Source organism: Sinomonas mesophila, assembly GCF_001999765.1.
In the GTDB taxonomy this organism is placed as follows: Bacteria; Actinomycetota; Actinomycetes; order Actinomycetales; family Micrococcaceae; genus Sinomonas; species Sinomonas mesophila.
The window spans coordinates 102,469-121,828 of sequence record NZ_MTIC01000003.1; the positions used below are offsets into that span (position 1 = coordinate 102,469).

15 protein-coding genes are annotated in these 19,360 nt (G+C 73.1%); 10 read left to right on the top strand and 5 right to left on the bottom strand.

Annotation, left to right across the window (positions count from 1 at the left end; all coding sequences use genetic code 11):
• Nucleotides 1–75: 75 nt before the first annotated feature.
• Entirely contained in the window at nucleotides 76–1,083 is a 1,008-nt protein-coding gene (locus BV907_RS11850) for an ABC transporter substrate-binding protein (RefSeq protein WP_077489936.1), read from the bottom strand.
• A gap of 152 nt (nucleotides 1,084–1,235) precedes the next feature.
• Here BV907_RS11850 and BV907_RS11855 point away from each other — a divergent pair, with 152 nt between their 5' ends.
• The 3 genes from BV907_RS11855 to BV907_RS11865 are packed head-to-tail and all read left to right on the top strand — an operon-like array spanning nucleotide 1,236 to nucleotide 4,278.
• A complete protein-coding gene (locus BV907_RS11855) occupies nucleotides 1,236–2,279 on the top strand; it encodes a FecCD family ABC transporter permease (protein WP_077489937.1) in 1,044 nt (347 codons plus the stop codon).
• On the top strand, nucleotides 2,276–3,457 hold the full coding sequence (locus tag BV907_RS11860) for a FecCD family ABC transporter permease (RefSeq protein WP_245827940.1): 1,182 nt from the start codon (nucleotides 2,276–2,278) through the stop codon (nucleotides 3,455–3,457). Before BV907_RS11855 ends, BV907_RS11860 begins: the two co-directional genes overlap by 4 nt.
• A complete protein-coding gene (locus BV907_RS11865; RefSeq protein WP_077489938.1) occupies nucleotides 3,454–4,278 on the top strand; it encodes an ABC transporter ATP-binding protein in 825 nt (274 codons plus the stop codon). Before BV907_RS11860 ends, BV907_RS11865 begins: the two co-directional genes overlap by 4 nt.
• An 84-nt stretch (nucleotides 4,279–4,362) precedes the next feature.
• Here the strand turns inward: BV907_RS11865 and BV907_RS11870 are convergent, their stop codons facing one another.
• Nucleotides 4,363–6,300: a S8 family serine peptidase gene (locus BV907_RS11870; RefSeq protein ID WP_077489939.1), complete on the bottom strand. Its 1,938-nt coding sequence runs from the start codon at nucleotides 6,298–6,300 to the stop codon at nucleotides 4,363–4,365.
• A 221-nt stretch (nucleotides 6,301–6,521) separates the two neighbouring features.
• On the opposite strand from BV907_RS11870, the gene BV907_RS11875 reads away from it, so the two are divergent.
• The 7 genes from BV907_RS11875 (at nucleotide 6,522) to BV907_RS11905 (ending at nucleotide 17,353) form a co-directional block, all read left to right on the top strand.
• Entirely contained in the window at nucleotides 6,522–7,658 is a 1,137-nt protein-coding gene (locus tag BV907_RS11875; RefSeq protein WP_077489940.1) for a GuaB3 family IMP dehydrogenase-related protein, read from the top strand.
• An 82-nt stretch (nucleotides 7,659–7,740) separates the two neighbouring features.
• Nucleotides 7,741–9,462, top strand: a complete 1,722-nt coding sequence (locus tag BV907_RS11880) for a glycerol-3-phosphate dehydrogenase/oxidase (RefSeq protein WP_077489941.1) — start codon at nucleotides 7,741–7,743, stop codon at nucleotides 9,460–9,462.
• Between the two features lie 4 nt (nucleotides 9,463–9,466).
• Nucleotides 9,467–9,961, top strand: coding sequence for a PTS sugar transporter subunit IIA (locus BV907_RS11885; RefSeq protein ID WP_077489942.1), 495 nt, complete (start codon nucleotides 9,467–9,469; stop codon nucleotides 9,959–9,961).
• Nucleotides 9,962–10,019: 58 nt separating this feature from the next.
• Nucleotides 10,020–10,865 carry an SURF1 family protein gene (locus tag BV907_RS11890; RefSeq protein WP_077489943.1) on the top strand — a complete coding sequence of 282 codons (846 nt, stop codon included), beginning with the start codon at nucleotides 10,020–10,022 and terminating at the stop codon, nucleotides 10,863–10,865.
• The gene (locus BV907_RS11895) at nucleotides 10,862–11,347 is read left to right on the top strand and encodes a DUF3817 domain-containing protein (RefSeq protein WP_077489944.1); all 486 of its coding nucleotides are present in this window, start codon (nucleotides 10,862–10,864) and stop codon (nucleotides 11,345–11,347) included. Before BV907_RS11890 ends, BV907_RS11895 begins: the two co-directional genes overlap by 4 nt.
• Nucleotides 11,348–11,449: 102 nt before the next feature.
• Nucleotides 11,450–13,000: a glutamine-hydrolyzing GMP synthase gene (gene guaA / locus BV907_RS11900; RefSeq protein WP_425441639.1), complete on the top strand. Its 1,551-nt coding sequence runs from the start codon at nucleotides 11,450–11,452 to the stop codon at nucleotides 12,998–13,000.
• A gap of 159 nt (nucleotides 13,001–13,159) precedes the next feature.
• Nucleotides 13,160–17,353: a DUF4011 domain-containing protein gene (locus tag BV907_RS11905; RefSeq protein ID WP_077489946.1), complete on the top strand. Its 4,194-nt coding sequence runs from the start codon at nucleotides 13,160–13,162 to the stop codon at nucleotides 17,351–17,353.
• A 17-nt stretch (nucleotides 17,354–17,370) separates the two neighbouring features.
• Here the strand turns inward: BV907_RS11905 and cpaB are convergent, their stop codons facing one another.
• The 3 genes from cpaB to BV907_RS11920 all read right to left on the bottom strand — a co-directional run bounded on the left by cpaB (nucleotide 17,371) and on the right by BV907_RS11920 (nucleotide 19,285).
• Nucleotides 17,371–18,159: a Flp pilus assembly protein CpaB gene (gene cpaB, locus BV907_RS11910; RefSeq protein ID WP_077489947.1), complete on the bottom strand. Its 789-nt coding sequence runs from the start codon at nucleotides 18,157–18,159 to the stop codon at nucleotides 17,371–17,373.
• 94 nt (nucleotides 18,160–18,253) lie between these two features.
• Entirely contained in the window at nucleotides 18,254–18,511 is a 258-nt protein-coding gene (locus BV907_RS11915) for an FmdB family zinc ribbon protein (protein ID WP_077489948.1), read from the bottom strand.
• A gap of 132 nt (nucleotides 18,512–18,643) precedes the next feature.
• A complete protein-coding gene (locus BV907_RS11920; RefSeq protein WP_245827941.1) occupies nucleotides 18,644–19,285 on the bottom strand; it encodes a 5-formyltetrahydrofolate cyclo-ligase in 642 nt (213 codons plus the stop codon).
• Between the last annotated feature and the right edge of the window lie 75 nt (nucleotides 19,286–19,360).

A 19,360-nucleotide genomic window follows, 5' to 3' on the forward strand; every position in this document is an offset into this window, starting at 1 on the left:
AAGCGCAGACGACGGCGGCCCCCACCTCGCGAGGTGGGGGCCGCCGTCGTGCGTCCTTCCGTGGCCGGGAAACGCCTACTTCTGCGGCAGGTGCGGGTCCACGCCGTACTTCTCGGCGAGGGCCGTGAGCACGCCGTGCGCGCCCTGGATGCTCACCGAGGTCGCGAAGACGCGGTCGTCCACCTCGAGGACCTCGCCCTTGAGCGTCGACCACAGCGGGTTCGACATGAACGCCTGCTTCTGCGCGCGGGACTTCTCGCCCTCGGCGGTGTCCTGGCCGAAGGCCGAGACGATGATCAGGCCAGCGTCCGCCGTCGGCAGCTGCTCCTGGGAGAGCTCGACGAGGATCTTCTCCTTCGAGTCCGGCTGGCCCGCCGGGCGCGCGATGCCCGCATCGGTCATGATCTCGCCGAGGAACGACGTCGAGGAGTACAGGCGCGCGGTGTCCTCGCCGGCGAAGCGGAGGTACGAGTAGGTCAGGCCCGGGTTCTTCTTCAGGATCTCCTCGCCGACGGCCTTGGCGCGGTCCTTGTACTCGGTGATGAGCTTCTCGGCGAGGTCCTTCTTGCCGAGGGCGTCGCCGAGCATGACGATGTTCTGCTTCCACGACGGGCCCGTGGAGACGGACATGATCGTCGGGGCGATCTTCTCGAGCTGGCTGTAGAGCGCCTCGTGGCGGACCTTGGCGGAGACGATGAGGTCCGGCTGCGCCTCGAGGATCTTGTCGAGGCTCGGCTCGGCGAGGGCGCCGACGTTGACGGCGTCCTTGGTCAGACCGCTCACGTCGCCGAGGTACGACGGGAAGGACTCGTCGCCCTTGCGGTAGGTCGTGTAGCCGGCGATCTCGGCGCCGAGCAGGAGCGCGGCGTCGGTGTAGCTCGCGTCGAGGGTGGCCACGCGGAGCGGCTTCTTCTCGATCGTCGTCGAGCCCATCGCATGCTCGATCGTCTTCGGGAACTGGGCGTCGGCGGCGGCGGTCGACGGCGCGGCCGCCGGGGTCTGGCCGCCGCACGCGGTGAGGGCGAGGAGGCCGAGGGCCGTGGCGGCGGCCGCCGCCACGCGAGTGAATCGGGTGCGCTTCATGGGACTCTCTGTCACAGGGGGGCAGGGATGCACGACGGCGGTGGCCCGCCATCGGGTGTCACTAAGGCAAGCCTTGCCTGAGTTTCGTCGTAGACTGTACCGGCGTGTTTCAAATACGCGCAATTCGACTTGCGTAATCCAAAGGGAGGCCAGTGGCAGCGACCCTCGTACCGCCCCGGGCACGCACCGGGACCCTGCCCCGGAGGCGCCCGCTGCTCGGGCTCGCCGTCGGCGCCGGCGTCCTCGCCGCCGCCCTCGCGCTGAGCCTCGCGATCGGCGGCCGCCCCACGAGCCTCGCCGAGCTCCTGCACGCGCTCTTCACCCCGGACGGCTCCGTCGCGGACCTCGCGATTCGCGAGCTGCGCTGGCCGCGCACCGTCAACGGCCTCGTCGTCGGGGCGTGCCTCGGCGTCGCCGGCTGCCTGAGCCAGGGGCACACGCGCAACGCCGTCGCGGACCCAGGTCTCCTGGGCATCTACCCGGGCGCCGCGCTCGCCGTCGTCGGCGGCTCGCTCGTCTTCGGCGGGGCGGGCACGACGACGTACGCCCAGGCCGCGCTCGCGTTCTGCGGGGCGGTGGTGGCCTGCGCCGTCGTGTTCGCGGTCGGGTCCGCGACCCGGCACGGCGTGACGCCTGTGACGCTCGTCCTCGCGGGCGCCGCCGTCTCGGCGCTCGCGGGCGGGTTCGTCTCCCTCATCGTGCTCAGCTCCGACGCGGCCCTCGACACGCTGCGCTTCTGGCAGCTCGGCTCCGTCGCCGTCCGCGGCGGGCTCGTGCCCCAGATGCTGCCCTTCGTCGCCGTGGGACTGGCCCTCGCCGCGGCGAACATCGGCCCGCTCAACGCCCTGGCCCTCGGGGAGGATACCGCCCGCTCGCTCGGCGTCTCGGTGGCCCGCGCACGGTTCCTCGGCCTCGCGTCCCTGGCCCTGCTGGCAGCGTGCGCCGTGACGCTCGCCGGCCCGATCGCCTTCGCCGGGCTCCTCGTGCCGCATATGGTCCGCGGCCTCGTCGGCGCCGACTACCGTTGGCAGCTGCCCGGCTGCGCCCTGCTCGGCGCGTCCCTGCTCCTGCTCGCCGACACGGCGGGGCGGGTCATTGCCCGCCCCGGCGAGCTGCCCGTCGGCGTCGTGCTCGCCGTCCTCGGCGCGCCCTTCTTCGTCCACCTGGCCCGCCGGCGCAGGCTGGTGACCCTGTGAGCGTCACGGAGCGCGAGGCCCCCAAGCGGCCGGCGCCGCCGCGGCTGCCGCGGGCGAAGCGCGCGCCGCGGCCCACGGACCCTGCCCGCCCCGCGGGTGCGGGCGGGGCGCGCGTCGTGCGCGTCGGCCCCGTCTCCGCCCTCGTCCGGCCCCGGCTCGTGGCGATCTCGGCCGCCGCCGTCGTCCTCCTCGTTGTCGCCGTCGTCGGTCACCTCATGCTCGCCGGCCGCGCCCTCTCCGCCGCCGAGGTGCTCGGGGCGCTCGCGCAGGATCCCTCCGTGCCGGCGCGCACGCAGCTCATGGTCCTCGAGTTCCGCCTGCCGCGGACCCTCGCCGGCGCCGTCGCGGGCGCGTGCCTCGCCGTCTCGGGCGCCATCACCCAGACGGTCGCGCGGAACCCGCTCGCGACCCCCGAGATCCTCGGCGTCACCTCGGGCGCCTCGGTCGGAGCCGTCGCCGTCCTCGTCCTCGCGGAGGCGGGAGCCGGCGGCGCGAGCGGCGCCGCGGCCGCCGTCGGCATGCCCGCGGCCGCCATGACCGGCGCCCTCGTCTTCGGCATCGGCGTGTTCCTGCTCGCATCCCGCCGCCGCCAGGCTGCGCTCGACTCGACCCGGCTCGTACTCGTCGGTCTGGGCGCGACGGGGCTCGCGACGAGCCTCGTCACGTGGCTCCTGACGCTCGGGGACGTCTCGAACGCCGGACAGGCCCTGACCTGGATGATGGGCTCGCTCAACGGCCGCGACTGGGAGGCGGCCCTGCCGGCGCTCGCGGCGTGTGCGCCGCTGCTCGCGACCGCCGCCTTCTCCGGACGCTGGCTCACGCTCAGCAGCTTCGACGACGACACCTCGCGCGGGCTCGGCCTCCCGCTCGGGCGCAGCCGCCCGCTCCTGCTCCTGCTCGCCGTGCTCCTCGCCGCCGTCGGCACGGTCCTCGCCGGGCCGCTCGCGTTCGTCGCGCTCGTGTGCCCGCTCGCGGCCCGCATGGTCGGGGGCACCATCGTGCCGCCGCTCGCGGTCACCGCCCTCGTCGGCGCCTCCTTCACGGTCGCGAGCGACCTCGTCGCGGGCTTCGCCCTCCCGCACGCCCTGCCCGTCGGCGTCCTGACCACCGTGGTCGGCGCCCCCGTCCTGATCGCCCTCGTGCTGCGGAGCCAGAGAAGCCAGTGGAGGAATGCATGAAGAGTACCGAGGAGACCACCCCGATCCTCGCCGCCGAGGGCCTGAGCCTCGGCTTCGACGGCCGCACCGTGGTCCACTCCCTCGACCTGGCCTTCGAGCGGGGGACCGTGACCACGGTCATCGGCCCCAACGGCTGCGGGAAGTCCACGCTCCTGCGCGGACTCGGCCGGCTCCTGCGGCCCGAGGCCGGGCGCGTGACACTCGACGGCGCCCAGATCGCCGCGATGCCCCCGCGCGCCGTCGCCTGTCGCCTCAGCGTCCTGCCGCAGACCCCGCAGGCTCCCGCCGGCCTGACCGTGGGCGAGCTCGTGGCCCGCGGCCGGCATCCGCGCCAGCGCTGGTACCAGCAGTTCACGGGCGGCGACGAGCGGGCCGTCTCCGACGCGCTCGCCGCGACGGACATCTCCGACCTCGCCGGCGTCCCGCTCGAGGACCTCTCGGGCGGCCAGCGCCAGCGCGCGTGGATCTCGATGACGCTCGCCCAGGAGACGGAGCTGCTCCTGCTCGACGAGCCCACGACCTACCTCGATCTCGCCCACCAGGTCGAGGTGCTCGAGCTCGTCCAGCGGCTCAACCGCGAGCTCGGCCGCACGGTCGTCATGGTGCTGCATGACATCTCCCTCGCCGCGCGCTACTCGGACCGGATCGTCGCGATGCGGGACGGGCGGATCGTGGCCTCCGGCACGCCCGGCGAGGTCATCACGCCGCGGCTGCTCTGGGACGTCTTCGGGCTCAAGGCCCAGGTCATCGCCGAGCCCACCGACGGCCGCCCGCACGTCGTTCCCATCGGCGGCTGCCGCGTCGTCCGCGCCGTGTCGTAGGGACATCTCAGGGGCGCACGACGGCGGCCCTCACCCGCTCGGGTGAGGTCCGCCGTCGTCTGTTCGCCTGGGGAGCTCGATTGCCTAGGCCAGCGCGAGCTTCGTGTCGTCGACCTGGAACGTCGTCGCGTAGGAGTAGTCCTCCGTGCCGAGGAAGCGCAGGGTCACCGTCTTGCCCTTGAAGGCGGAGAGGTCGAGCGTCCTGAGGACGTAGGCCGAGCCCTTGTCCTTGTTCGAGAACGTCGCGAGCGTCTTGGTCGTCAGCCCGTCGATGACCTGGACGCGGAACGTGTCGTAGGCGGTGGACGTGCCCTCATCGCTCAGGACCCGCAGGAAGAAGGACAGCGACGCGGTGCCCGTGCCCGTGGGGACGGCGACGCGCTGGTCGAGCCTGTAGCTCGTCGACCTGCCCCAGCCGTTGAGCGCGGCGTAGCCGGAGCCGCTGCGCGCCGAGGAGCCGGACTCGAAGGTGTCGCTGTAGTTCGAGGTCCACGACGTGCCGGCGGACTCGAAGCCCGGGTTGAGCAGGGAGTTGGCGGGGGTCGGCGTCGGGGTGGGGGTCGGCGTCGGGCTGGGCGCCGCCGCGCCCACCAGGGCCATCGTCGCGGTGGCGTCCGAGAGGCCGGCCCCGCAGCCGAGCGAGCACCCGGCGGGCATCGGGCGCGTGCCCTGCTTGAGCGTGGCCTCGACGTCGGCCGGCGTCATCGTGGGCCGCACGGCCTTGAGGAGCGCGGCCAGGCCGGCGACGTGCGGGGTGGCCATCGAGGTGCCCTGGAAGTACGCGTAGCCAGCGCCGGCGGGGACGGTCGTGCCGGTGTTGAGCGTCGAGAGGATCCCGCCGCCGGCCACGCGCACGTCGCCGCCGGGCGCGGTGAGGTCCACGGTCGCGCCGTAATTGGAGAAGTAGGAGAGCCCGCCGCTCGGGTTGCTCGCCGCGACGGCGACGACGCCCGCGCAGTTGGCCGGCCGCGAGGTGGCCGCGTTCTGCGCCGAGTTGCCCGCGGCCACGACGACCGTCGTGCCGCGGCTCGCCGCGCTGTTGATCGCGTTCTGGTACGTCGTGCCGCACGTCCCTGCGCCGCCGAGGCTCATGTTGATGACGTGGGCGCGGCTGGCGGTGGCCGGGACGCCCGGAACGCCGCCGCCCGAGGCCCACACGATCGCGTCCGCGATGTCCGAGAGCATGCCGCCGCACTTGGCCAGGACGCGCACCGGGACGACCTTCGCGCCGGGGGCGACGCCGGCCACCCCGGCCGCGTTGCCCGTCACCGCCGCGACCGTCCCGGCCACGTGGGTGCCGTGCCACGAGGAGTTCGCGGCCTGGCTCTGGCCGCACTCGCCGGCGGCATACCAGTCGCCCTCGTCGCGCGGGTTCGCGTCGCGGCCATTCCCGTCCCGGGCCGAGACTGCGTCGGAGACGAAGTCGTAGCCGGGGAGGATGTTCGCGTCGAGGTCGGGGTGCGCGGTGACGCCGGTGTCGAGGACGGCGACGACGGCGCCGGTGCCGGTCGTGGTGTTCCACGCGCCCGGGATGCGCTGGCCGTTGGTGCCGGTGAAGTCCCACTGCTCGGCGTAGCGGGGATCGTTCGGGGTGAGCGTCGGCTTCATGAGGGCGTCCGGCTCGACGTAGTCGACGGCGCCCGAGCCGGCGATCCCGGTCATGAAGGCCTTGGCCTCGGTGTCGTTGAGCGCGCGGTCCGTCGCGACGAGCGTCGCACCGGTGGCGAGCTGGCGGACCTCGCGGGGCGAGAGGCCGAGCTGCTGGGCGATGCGGCCCCAGGCGTTGGCGCGGGAGCTCGCGTTCGCCCCCGCCGGCCCGGGCGCGAACTGGACGATGAACTGCGAGTACTGCTGCCCGGGCAGCGCGTTCTGGACGAACGCCGTGCCGGGGGCTCCGCCGCTCGGGCCCGGCGTCGGGCTCGGGGCCGCCGTGGCCGGGGCCGCGGCGAGGGCGGCGCTGCCGACGGCGGCGGCCAGCGCGAGCGCGAGGTGGGCGCGGAACCGGCGAGGCGTGGTCCCCATGATTCTCCTGGTCTAGCGGGCGCGGCTGAGCGGCCCGGCGGGTACGGGTGCGGTGCGTTGTGTGGGTGCTTGGGCGAGGGCGGTCCGCGCCGTGGGTGGCGGCGGTCTGCTGCGCGTGATCCCAGCGTAGGATCGGCGCCCCCAGCCCCGGCGCAGGGAAGTCCGAGCATGTGCGCAGGATTCGCCCGGGCGCCCAACCCGGGTCCAGTAAGGTAGAAGCCGTGACTTACGAGATCGAGATCGGCCGCGGCAAGCGCGGGCGGCGTGCCTACTCCCTCGACGACATCGCCATCGTCCCGAATCGACGGACCCGCGACCCGCACGACGTGTCGGTCTCGTGGCAGATCGACGCCTACCGCTTCGAGATGCCCGTCATCGCCGCCCCGATGGACTCGGTCATGTCCCCGTCGACCGCGATCAGGCTCGGCCGTCTGGGTGGGCTCGGAGTGCTCGACCTCGAGGGCCTGTGGACCCGCTACGACGACCCGGAGCCGGTGCTCGAGGAGATCGCCGCGCTCGAGGGCGGCTCGTCCAGCCCCTCCGTGACCCGGCGCCTCCAGGAGATCTACTCCGAGCCCGTCCAGACCGAGCTCATCACGTCGCGCCTCGCCGAGATCCGCGCCTCGGGCGTCACCGTGGCCGGAGCGCTCACGCCCTCGGGCACCGTCCAGCACTACAAGACCGTCCTCGCGGCCGGCGTCGACCTGTTCGTCATCCGCGGAACGACCGTCTCCGCGGAGCACGTCTCCAAGACCCACGAGCCGCTGAACCTCAAGAAGTTCATCTACGAGCTCGACGTCCCGGTCATCGTCGGCGGCGCCGCCGGCTACACGCCCGCACTGCACCTCATGCGCACGGGCGCCGCGGGCGTCCTCGTTGGATTCGGCGGGGGAGCGACGACGACGACGCGCCGCGCGCTCGGCATCCACTCGCCGCTCGCCTCGGCGATCAGTGACGTCGCGGCCGCGCGCCGCGACTACATGGACGAGTCCGGGGGCCGCTACGTGCACGTCATCGCCGACGGCGGGATGGGCACCTCGGGGGCCATCGTCAAGGCGATCGCGATGGGCGCGGACGCCGTCATGCTCGGCTCCGCCCTGGCCCGCGCCGACGAGGCGCCCGGCCGCGGCTGGCACTGGGGCGCCGAGGCGCACCACCCCGAGACCCCGCGCGGCGAGCGCGTCAACGTCGGCACGGTCGGCCCCATGGAGGAGGTGCTCTTCGGCCCGGGCCACGACGCCGGCGGCACGAGCAACCTCATCGGCATGCTGCGCCGCTCGATGGCGACCACGGGCTACTCGGACCTCAAGGAGTTCCAGCGCGTCGACGTCGTCGTGTCCCCCTACGGGGGCCGCTGACCTGCCTAGACTCTCCTAGGGGCAGGTTTCACAGGGGCAGGTTTCACAGGAGCAGGTTTCACCGAGCCGAAGGGGGCCTTGCATGGCAGGGACGCTCAGCCCGGAGGGCCGCGAGGCGGCGCTCGCGCGGATGCGCGAGAGCAGCGAGCCCGGCCGCGAGCTCGACGTCCTGATCGTCGGCGGCGGGATCGTCGGTGCAGGCGCCGCGCTCGACGCCGCGACCCGCGGGCTCGACGTCGGCATCGTCGAGGCCCGGGACTGGTCGTCCGGGACGTCCTCGCGCTCGTCCAAGCTCATCCACGGCGGCCTGCGCTACCTCGAGATGCTCGACTTCGGCCTCGTGCAGGAGGCCCTCCAGGAGCGGGGGCTGCTGCTGCAGCGCATCGCTCCGCACCTCGTGCGCCCCGTGCCGTTCCTGTACCCGCTCACGCGGCGCTTCTGGGAGCGCCCGTACGTGGGCATCGGCATGATCCTCTACGACACGCTCGGTCTCACGAGCGGGCGCGGCAACGGCGTGCCGGTGCACAAGCATTTCTTCCGCCGGGGCACGCTCCGGGCCGCGCCGAGCCTGCGCGAGGACGCCATGATCGGCTCCATCCGGTACTACGACGCGCAGGTCGACGATGCGCGCATGGTGGTCTCCGTCGTCCGCACGGCTGCGCACTACGGCGCGCACGCGGCGAACCGGCTCTCCGTCGTCGACTTCCTCCGCGAGGGCGAGCGCGTCGTGGGCGCGCGCGTGAAGAACCAGGAGGACGGATCCGAGTTCCCGGTCCGCGCCAAGCAGGTCATCAACGCCACGGGCGTGTGGACCGACGAGACGCAGGCCCTCGTCACCGACCGCGGCCAGCTCCAGGTGCGCGCCTCCAAGGGCATCCACCTCGTCGTGCCCCGGGACCGCTTCCAGTCCACGGTGGGGCTCATACTGCGCACCGAGAAGTCGGTCCTGTTCGTCATCCCGTGGGGGCGGCACTGGATCATCGGCACAACGGACACGGACTGGCGCCTGGACAAGGCCCATCCCGCGGCCTCGAGCAAGGACATCGACTATGTCCTGGAGCGCGTCAACCGGGTGCTCAAGCGGCCGCTCACGCGCGAGGACGTCGAGGGTGTCTACGCGGGGCTGCGGCCGCTGCTGGCCGGGGAGAACGAGTCGACGGCGAAGCTCTCGCGGGAGCACGTCGTCGCCCACCCTGTGCCGGGGCTCGTCGTCGTCGCCGGCGGCAAGTTCACCACCTACCGCATCATGGCGCGCGACGCTGTCGACGAGGCCACGCGCGCGATGGACGAACGTGTGCCGCCGAGCTGCACGGACCGTGTCCCGCTCGTGGGGGCGGACGGCTTCCGGGCCGTGTGGAACCGGCGCCAGCGCCTCGCCGACAAGGCCGGGGTCCATGTGGCCAGGGTCGAGCACCTGCTCAACCGCTACGGCTCGCTCGCGCGCGAAGTCCTCGACCTCATCGCCGAGCGGCCCGAGCTGCGCGCGCCCCTGCCCGGCGCCGACGACTACCTCGCCGCCGAGGTCGTCTACTCGACGACCCACGAGGGCGCGCGGCATGTGCACGACATCCTCACGCGGCGCACGCGCATCTCGATCGAGGCGTGGGACCGGGGCGTCTCCGCCGTACCGGTCGTGGCGGACCTCATGGCGCCCCTGCTCGGCTGGAGCGAGGTGCAGCGGGACAAGGAGGTGGCCCACTACATCGCCCGCGTCGAGGCCGAGCGGCTGAGCCAGCAGCAGCCCGACGACGAGTCGGCGGACGCCGCGCGCATGGGTGTGGAAGACATCGTCCCGGTAAAGTAGCCGTATGCCCCTCCCCGGACCCTTCGACCGCTATGACGCCCAGCTGACGACTCCGGGCCTCGTCATCCTCGAGATGGTCGCGGAGGATCGGGTGGACGCCGCACGCCAGCTTGCCCAGCGCCTCAAGGATGCGGGCCGCGTGGACGATCTGGACGCCTTCCTCGCCGACGTCGCCTCGCGGGAGCACCAGCTCGCGACCGGCCTGCCGGGCGGGATCGGCCTCCCGCACGCGCGCAGCGAGCACGTCACCCGGCCCTCGATCGCCGTCGGCGTAGCCAAGTACGGCCACCCCCTGGACTTCGGGGCGATGGACGGCCCCGCCAACGTCGTCCTGCTCATCGCCACGCCCGCGTCCTCGTTCTCGGAGCACCTCGAGGTGCTCGCGACGCTCGCCCGGTCCCTGTCCAAGCAGGGCTTCCGCGAGTCCCTGCGCCGCGCCAACGATGCGGACATCATCGCCGAGCTCATCAACTCCTCGCTCGTGTTCGCCGACCACTAGGATCCGGGCCACCGGGCCCGTTTACGTTTTCTACAGCGTGTCGGAGTACCGTTAATGGGTGCTCCGAACCGCCCTCAAGCCCCAGTGGATCGCCGCGCTCGTCGGAGCGCTCCTGGTCTCGTGGGTGTTCGTGCTCCTGAGCCAGTGGCAGTTCTCGCGCTCCGTCTCCGAGGCGCCCCCGGCTGTACGCACGACCGAGGAGGTCCGGCCGCTCGCCGAGGTGCTCCGCCCGGGCGAGTTCTTCCCGGCATCCGCCGCCGATCAGATGGTCAGCGCCGAGGGCAGCTTCGACCCCGCGAGGCAGGTCCTCGTCCGCGACCGCCTGCAGGACGGCCGCAAGGGCTGGTGGGTCGTCGCCGCGTTCGCCGTCGACGGTGCACCCTCCGTCGGCGGGGAGGCGGGCACAGTGATCCCGGTCGCCCGCGGATGGGTGGCGGCGCCCGAGGACGCAGGCCCGCCACCGTCAGGCCCCGTGGAGCTGACCGGCAGGCTCTTGCCATCCGAGGCCCCCGAGGCTGCCAGTGACCTCGCCGCCGGCGAGGTCGCGACCCTCTCCGTGGCGCAGCTGATCAACCTGTGGGACGTGCCGAGCTACCCCGGGTTCGTCGCCGCGACGTCCGAGGTCACCCCGGACGGCGACGCGTCGGCCGCGGCCCGCGGCGGCCCCGTCGAGGCCCTCACCATCGAGCCGCAGCCGCTCGAGCAGCCGGTCAATTGGCTCAACATCTTCTACGCCGTCGAATGGGTCGTCTTCGCCGGCTTCTCGGTCTTCCTGTGGTGGCGGCTCGTCCGCGACGACTACGAGCGCACCCAGGACGCCCTCGCCGACGCGGCCGACGACGCCGCGACTGACACAGCACGCCCCGGAGATGCCGGGCCCGCACGAACCGGAGGAACACCGTGATCGATCCCCAGCCCGCCGCGGGCCGCACCGTGAGGCAGCGCCGGTTCGGCGGCACCGTCGCGCAGATCAGGACCGCGCTCAAGCTCTACCGCGTCCTGTCCTACTCGACCGGCATCATGCTCCTGCTCCTGTGCACGGAGATGATCGCCCGCTACGCGTTCGGGAAGTTCCTGTACGCCGGCGGCACCGACGCCCTCACGGGCCAGCCGTTCGGCGTCGGCCTCGCCGACGCGGAACCCGCGGGCGTGCTCGGAGGGGTGAACCTGTCGATCGCGATTCTCATCGTGCACGGGTGGATGTACGTCGTGTACCTCATGTCGACCTTCCGCCTCTGGACCCTCATGCGCTGGCCCTTCGGCCGGTTCATCCTCATGGCGCTCGGCGGCGTCGTGCCGTTCCTGAGCTTCTTCGTGGAGCGCAGGATGCACGCCGAGGCCGAGCGCGAGCTCGAGTCCCACCCCGAGGCGGGCCAGCGCTACTGAGGCGGGCGCCACACCGGCCCCGGCCAGTCGCCCGCGTTCCGGTACCCTAGACGGGTGACTACAGCTTCCCAGACCGCGGGCGTGCAGACCGCCCACAGGCCGGTGCTGGTGGTGGACTACGGTGCCCAGTATGCGCAGCTCATCGCACGGCGCGTGCGCGAGGCCAAGGTGTACTCGGAGATCGTCCCGCACACCCTGACCACTGAGCAGATCCTGGCCAAGAACCCTGCCGCCATCATCCTCTCCGGCGGCCCGTCGAGCGTCTACGCTGAGGGCGCCCCGGCCGTCGGCGCTGACCTGTTCGAGGCGGGCGTCCCGGCCTTCGGGATATGCTACGGCTTCCAGGCCATGGCCAACGCCCTCGGCGGCCGCGTGGCCCGGACCGGCCTGCGCGAGTACGGCGCCACGCTGACCACCGCCGTCGGGCAGCCGCACTCCCTGCTCGCGGGCATCCCCGCCGAGCAGAGCACGTGGATGAGCCATGGCGACTCGGTCCACGAGGCCCCCGAGGGCTTCGAGGTCCTCGCGACCACCGCCGGCGCCCCCGTGGCCGCGTTCCTCAACCGGGAGAAGGCGCTCGGCGGCGTCCAGTGGCACCCCGAGGTCCGGCACTCCCAGTTCGGCCAGAAGGTCCTCGAGAACTTCCTCTTCGACGTGGCGGGCCTCGAGCCCAACTGGACCACGGGCAACATCGTCGAGGAGCAGGTCGCGCGCATCCGCGAGCAGATCGGCGACGCCCGCGTCATCTGCGGACTGTCCGGCGGCGTCGACTCCGCCGTCGCCGCGGCGCTCGTCCAGCGCGCCGTCGGCGACCAGCTCACGTGCGTGTTCGTGGACCACGGCCTGCTCCGCGAGGGTGAGGCCGAACAGGTCGAGCGCGACTTCGTCGCCGCGACCGGGGTCAACCTCTACGTGGCCAACGAGCAGGAGCGCTTCCTGTCTGCCCTCGCGGGGGTCACGGACCCCGAGCAGAAGCGGAAGATCATCGGGCGCGAGTTCATCCGCGCATTCGAGGAGGCCGAGCGGGCGATCATCGAGAAGGCCCGCGCCGAGGGGGAGCAGATCAAGTTCCTCGTCCAGGGCACGCTCTACCCGGACGTCGTCGAGTCCGGCGGCGGCGAGGGAACGGCCAACATCAAGAGCCACCACAACGTGGGCGGCCTCCCCGAGGACCTGCGCTTCGAACTCGTCGAGCCGCTGCGTGCCCTGTTCAAGGACGAGGTCCGCGCCGTGGGGCGCCAGCTGGGCCTGCCCGAGGAGATCGTCAACCGCCAGCCGTTCCCCGGCCCCGGCCTCGGGATCCGGATCGTGGGCGAGGTAACGGCGGAGCGCCTCGATCTCCTGCGCAAGGCCGACGCGATCGGCCGCGCCGAGCTGACCGCCGCCGGCCTCGACAACGAGGTCTGGCAGATGCCCGTCGTGCTCCTTGCCGACGTCCGCAGCGTCGGCGTCCAGGGTGACGGCCGCACCTACGGCCACCCGATCGTGCTGCGGCCGGTCTCGAGCGAGGACGCCATGACGGCCGACTGGTCGCGCCTCCCGTTCGACCTGCTGGCCAGGATCTCCAACCGCATCACCAACGAGGTCGAGGGTGTCAACCGCGTCGTGCTCGACGTCACGAGCAAGCCGCCGGGAACCATCGAATGGGAGTAGCCCCGCGCCGGCGGTTCCCCTAGGGCGGCGCCGGCGGGGCTCCACGACGTCGGGACGGCCGGCACACCCGCACCGCGGGGGTGCCGGCCGTCCCTCATTTTCGACTGCCGCAGCGTTGCACGGCCCGGGTCCGAGCTGTGGCAGGCTAACCTCGAGGCTATGCCGAGATGGTCCACAGGCAGGCGAGCAGCCGCACTCGCCGACGCGGAGGAGAGCATAGACGTGTCTGAGACGAGCACAGCCGAGGCCGAGAGCCGACTCGAGGCCTGGCTGTCGTCGTTGCCCGGCGTCACCGGACCGGATACGATGCTCGGCTTCGTCCCCGGGTCCGAGGGCACGATCGAGCTCACGCACGGGCATGCCTCCGGCCTCGCCCAGCTCCTCGCCGGCCGTCGAACCCGCCTCTCGACCCTCCTGCGCGACCGCCAGGAGTACACCGTCGCCGCCCGCGCGGCGCGGAACCTCCGCGCCAAGTCCTACGAGCTCGCGAACGAGCGCGGGGTCGACGCCGGCCACCTCGCCGCGGGACTCGTCACCTGGACCTCGGCGGTCGGCGGGCGCCCCCGCCGCGTGAGCGCGCCTGTGCTGCTCGCCGCCGTCGCCCTGACCGTCCGGGCAGAGCAGGACGACTTCGAGCTCCGGCTCACCGAGCCGGCCCGCATCAACCCCGCCCTCGTCCGGCACCTCCGCACCGTCCACGGCATGGACCTGGACAAGGTCGCGATCGAGCGCATGGCCTACAGCACCGCCCGCCTCGACCCCCAGCCCGTCCTCGACCGGATCCGCACGCTCGTCGCCGGGATCCCCGGCGCCCAGGTAGAGCCCAAGCTCTTCGTCTCGACCTTCGCCGACCTCGAAGAGTCCCTCGAGGACCCTTCGATCACGGCGGCCCACCCCGTCCTCTCCGCCCTCGCGGCGGCGTCCGGAGCCGTGCACGCGGCCCCTGACCCGCTGCCTGAGCACCGCTTCCCGCCCCTGGACGACCGTGACCCCGCCGACGAGTTCCTCGTCCTCGATGCCGACCCCGAGCAGCAGCTCGTGGTCGACGCCGTCCGCGCTGGCGATTCCGTCGTCGTCGAGGCGCCTCCGGGCACAGGCCAGACCCAGACCGCGGTGAACGCCCTGGCCACGCTCGTGGAGGCGGGCCGCTCGGTGCTCGTCGTCGCGGAGCGCCGCGCGAGCCTCGGTGAGCTCCACCGCACGTGCGAGGCCCTCGGGCTGGGCTCCCTCGTCCTCGAGCTCGGGGCCGCCGCCGGTCCGGCCCAGCTGCGCCAGCAGCTCGTGCGGGCGATCGTGCGCAGCGAGAAGGCCGAGGAGCCGAGGCTCGAGGGATTGCACCGCGTGCTGCGCGAACGCCGGCATCAGCTCACGGACCACGTCGCCTCGCTCCACAACGTGCGCGAGCGCTGGGGCTGCTCTCCGTACCAGGCCATGCAGTCGCTCGCGGCACTGACCTCCCTGCACCCGGCACCCTCCACGACGGTCCGGCTCAAGCGGAGTGTGCTCGACAGCATCCGCGACCGCGGTGAGCTCACCGAGAGGCTCCGGCGCGCCGCCGAGCTCGGGAGCTTCAGCAGCGAGACCGCCGAGAGCCCGTGGCATGGCGCCCGGCTCCTGACGCGGCGCGAGACGGACGATGCGCGGGAACTCGCCGCGCGCCTCGCAGAGGAACTGCCCGCCCTCGAGGAGCGCATGCGGGCCATTGCGGACTACGCCGCGATCAGGCTCGAGAACACGGTTGGCGGGTGGGGCCGGCAAGTCGAGCTGCTCGTCGCCGTGCGCGAGAGCCTCGACAAGTTCATGCCGGACATCTTCGACCGCCCCGTGGATGACCTCATCTCCGCCACCGCCTCGTCCGCGTGGCGGCGCGAGCGCGGCATCGAGGTCACCGCGATGCAGCGCTCGCGGCTGCGCCGGGTCGCCAAGGAGTACGTGCGCCCGGGCGTGCACCTTGCCGACCTGCACAGCTCCCTCGTGCTCGTCCAGCACCAGCGCGAGCAATGGTCCGCCTACGCGACCTCCGCCCGGCACCCCTCGGTGCCGTCCGGCCTCGCCGACCTGCGGCAGGCATACCGCGCCCTCGAGAAGGGCCTCGAGCGGCTGGGCGCACACCTCTGGCCGACCCCCGCCGGCGGGCAGCTCCTGGACGCCCCGATCGAGGAGCTCACGGCCCGGCTCACCGCGCTGTCCGAGGACACGCCGGCCCTCCGAACCCTCCCGGAGCGCACCCTCCTGGCGGACCAGCTGCGCGAGCGTGGCCTGGGGGACCTCCTCGAGGACCTTGCCCGGCGGGAGACTCCGGCCACTGTCGTCGGCGCCGAGCTCGAGCTCGCCTGGTGGCAGTCGGTGCTCGAGGCCATGATCAGCGGCGACGACTACCTCGCCATGTCCGACGGCGAGCAGCTGCGCCACGCGGAGGCCGACTTCCGCCGCGCGGACCGAGCCCACATCGCGAGCGGCAGCGCACGCCTGCGCTGGAAGCTCGCCCGCGAGTGGGCCGACGGGATCGCCCGCCACCAGCGCGAGGCCGACGCGCTCCGCGGGCTCCTGAAGGACGGGCGCATCAGCCTCGTCGCCCTCGAGAAGCAGGCTCCGCGGCTCATTAGGCCGCTCGTTCCCGTGTGGACCTGCAGCCCCTACGCGCTCTCCGCGGCCCTCCCGCGCGAGCACCGATTCGACGCCGTCCTGATCCTCGACGCGGACACGATGCCGCTGCGGGCAGCCCTGCCCGCCATCGGCCGGGCGCAGCAGATCGTGGCGTTCGGCGATGCCCAGGTGGCCAACCCGCGGCCCTTCTCTGTCGGCGTGGAGGTCCGACCGGGCCAGCGGCCTGTCGCCGCCGTCGAGAGCGCCTCCACGGCGCTCGCCCGAGTCCTGCCAACGGTCGCCCTGAGGACGCTCTACCGTGCCGTGGACGAGGACCTCGGCCTGCAGCTGAGCCGGCGGTTCTACGGCGGCGCCCTGCGGCGGCTTCCCGACGGGCACTCCGTCACGGGCCTCGACCGGTCCTTCGTCGTCGAGTACCTCTCCGATGGGACGGGCCTGCCGAGCGGCGATGACGGCGGCGTCGAGTCCGTCGCGGCCGAGGTCAACCGGGTCGTCGACCTCGTGTTCGACCACGCGCAGCATCGGCCCAGGATGTCGCTCGCTGTCATCACTGCGAGCGCCCACCACGCGGGCCGGGTCGGCGAGGCCATCCGGCTGCAGATGGCCAATCATCCCGACCTCGCGGGCTTCTTCAGCGGCGGCGAGGAGCCCTTCCGGGTCGTCCACGTGGATCGGGCCGGTGGCCTCGTCCGCGACCACGTGATCTTCTCCCTCGGCTTCGGGCGCACGCCACACGGCCGTGCCATGCACCACTTCGGTCCGCTGAGCGAGCCAGGCGGCCGGCGCCGCTTCGCGCTGGCCATGAGCCGTGCACGTCGGAGCATGCACGTGCTCACCTGCTTCCAGCCCTCGGAGCTGGACGTTGCGAGGCTCAGCGAGGGCGCCGTCGACTTCTACGAGCTTCTGGACCGCGAGCTCGGCGGCAACACCGAGCTCGGCACCCGCGCCACTCGGGCCGCCGAGAGTGCCGAGGCTCTCGGCGCGGATCCCCTCGTGACTGACTTGGGGGACCGGCTCGCGTCGCGCGGGGCCCGCGTGTGGCTCCACTACGACGGCGCCGTCGACATGGCGGCGGCCATCGACCCCCTTCTGACCATGGGCCGCGAGGAGCACGAGGCCAGCATCCCCGTCGCGATCGAGTCCGACGGCACCGAGCGGTACCGCCGCCTGAGCGTGCGCGAACGGACCCGGCAGCGGCCCGAGCTGCTCGAGCGGCTCGGATGGAAGTCCGTGACGCTCTGGACCATCGAGGTGTTCACCGACCCGAGCGGGTGCGCGGACATGATCGCCCGAGACCTCGGGCTGGAGTCGCACGCCGACGAGGGCGGTTCGGCCGGCTTCCTCCAGGGTCCCCTTCTCGGAGCCGCCCACGTGGCGGAGGCGCCGGCCGGTCCGGCCGTGGCGCTCGCCTCCACGGGAGACCAGGAGCCCGGCGAGGAGGAATACACCGAACCCGGAGAGCACTATGCCGAGGGGTCGTACGAGTACGGCTCGACCGAGAACGCCGGCGCCGACGAGGGCCAGGACGGGGAAGAGGACAACATGCCGGAGCCACACGACAGCGGTCTCCGCCGCCCGCGCGGCGCGCGCCGCGTGAGTGTCCCGGGCACCGGACCGGAGTCCGCGGACGCCGCGGAGGAGCCGGTCCCCGGGCTGGACGGGCGAGACGAGGCGAGGCCGTCGTCGTCGGACGAGGAGGAGCGAGACCGCTGGATCAAGGACCAGCGGCCCCCGCACTGGGGCTGATTCCCAGGACACGACGCTCACCGGCGGCCCGCCTCGACCAGGACGAAGAAGACCTTGCCCTGGGCCGAGGCACCCGCGATCCGCTGAGCCTGCTCAGGCGATGCTGCGACGACGAGGAGCCCCTCCGCCTCCGGTGTCCCGAGCCACTGCCCGGCTGGCCTTCCACCCGAGGCCCCCGGCGTCCAGAGGACCGGGATTCGCGAGGCGAGGGTCGATCCCTCGCCTGCAGGTCCTCCGATGTCGGGACTCAGCACGAGGTCGATGAGCTGACCGGGGCTCAGGAGCTGGAGCGACGCGGCGTCGGCGACGCGAACGGGAACGGCTGCGGTGCCAGACGGCGTCCCGGCTAGGAGGCCTGGGCCGACGAGGGCGGCATCCGTGATGATCTCCCCCCGGCGCACCGCGCCGGCGATCCGCTGGCCTTCGAGCTCCGACGTGCGAGGGGAGGAGCCCCGCGGTACGGCCTCGGCAGGGAGGCGGGCGGTGGTCAGGTCGGCGGCCGCAAGCTGGGCCCCGGCGGGCAGGTCCCGGGCCGCGACGGCCACGGGGGCCATGGCGGCGGACGGAGGGGTGATCTGGTAGACGGCAACGCCGACTGCGATGCACGCGAGGGCCGCAGCGAGGGTCCGGCGGCGCCGTTCGAGGAACCTCCTGAAGGGGCTGCGGGGCGCGGCCGACCAGAGCAGGGGTGCCGGGCGCGCAGGCGCCGGCCGTGCGCGCGGAGTGCGGGCGGCCGGGGAGCGCCGCGGTGCCGCATGCAGAGGCGCGGGAAGCAGGGGAGGCTCGGGGCGGCGGAGTCGGCTCATACGGCGACGCTAGGCCGCAGCCGCCCACAGTGCGTCCCGCCGTCGTCCTATGTGGACGACGCGCTGGTGGCGATGCCTGTGGAGGGGGAGTGCGTTAGGCCGACGCGCCGGCCGCCGCGGGAGCCTTAGTCGACGCCGAGGAGGAGGAGGACGTCGCCGGAACGCTGCTCCCGCCACTGCGCGAGTCCGTGCGGTAGAACCCGCCGCCCTTGAAGACGACCCCGACGCTGTTGAACTTCTTGCGCAGGGTGCCCGAGCACTCGGGGCAGACCGTCAGGGACTCGTCGCTGAAGGACTGGACGGTCTCGAACGCGTGGTCGCAGTCCTTGCAGGCGTAGGCGTAAGTGGGCACGGTAACTCCTAGCTCAACCGGGCGGAGGACCCTCAAGACGTGCCCGCGCGCGGCATCCGTTGCCCGCGCCGCTAGCAGTCATGGCCTCCGAGTGCCAATTCTAACAGTCCGGAGCCCCGTGGCATTCCCGCCTCATTCCCGGTTGCTGCCGAGGGCGATGGCGCCCGCCGGCGTCAGGGCGGTCCCGACCCGCCGGTCCAGCGGCTCGTCCGGAACGCCGCCTTCGGCGAGCAGCTCGCCGTCGTACACCACCGCAGCCGTCGGAACCCGCACCCCGAGCGTGTCCAGCCGCGCGAGGAAGCGGTCATAGTAGCCGCCCCCCTGGCCGAGTCGCCGCCCGGCCGCGTCGAGCGCCGTCGCCGGAAGCACGATGGCGCCGAGTGGTGCGCGGCCCGCGGCTCCGTCGCCCGAGGCGACGTCAACCGCTCCGATGACCGGACCCTCCGGCTCCTGGACGGGCGCGTAGCGGCTGCGCACGAAGGCGATCCCCGGCCGCCATTCGACCCATCCGAGCTGGCTCCCGGGCAGGCACACCGGCAGGAGGACGCGGAGGCCCTCCGCGTGGAGCGACTCGAGGAGCGCGAGCGTCGGAGGCTCCGCGCCGACGCCGAGGTACGCCGTCACGGTCCCGCCCTCGGCGACGTTGGCCTGCGCCCAGGCCCTGCCGTGGGCGGCGATCCGCTCCCCGGCGGACTCGCGCTCGCGCTGGTCCATGGTGCGACGGGCAGCCCAGATGCGGGCCCGGAGGGCTGACTTGAGTTCGGCGGTTCCCACGGGCCGACTCTAGCCGTCTCCCGGCGCTGCGCGGGAGGAAACCCCCTGCGCCGGCGGGCCGTCGTATAGAGTGGC

Excerpts from the sequence above, each read along its gene's own strand:
- BV907_RS11850 (WP_077489936.1), bottom strand. The coding sequence starts at position 1,083 with ATGAAGCGCACCCGATTCACTCGCGTGGCGGCGGCCGCCGCCACGGCC.
- BV907_RS11865 (WP_077489938.1), top strand. The coding sequence starts at position 3,454 with ATGAAGAGTACCGAGGAGACCACCCCGATCCTCGCCGCCGAGGGCCTG.
- BV907_RS11870 (WP_077489939.1), bottom strand. The coding sequence starts at position 6,300 with ATGGGGACCACGCCTCGCCGGTTCCGCGCCCACCTCGCGCTCGCGCTG.
- BV907_RS11880 (WP_077489941.1), top strand. The coding sequence starts at position 7,741 with ATGGCAGGGACGCTCAGCCCGGAGGGCCGCGAGGCGGCGCTCGCGCGG.
- BV907_RS11885 (WP_077489942.1), top strand. The coding sequence starts at position 9,467 with ATGCCCCTCCCCGGACCCTTCGACCGCTATGACGCCCAGCTGACGACT.
- BV907_RS11905 (WP_077489946.1), top strand. The coding sequence starts at position 13,160 with ATGCCGAGATGGTCCACAGGCAGGCGAGCAGCCGCACTCGCCGACGCG.
- cpaB (WP_077489947.1), bottom strand. The coding sequence starts at position 18,159 with ATGAGCCGACTCCGCCGCCCCGAGCCTCCCCTGCTTCCCGCGCCTCTG.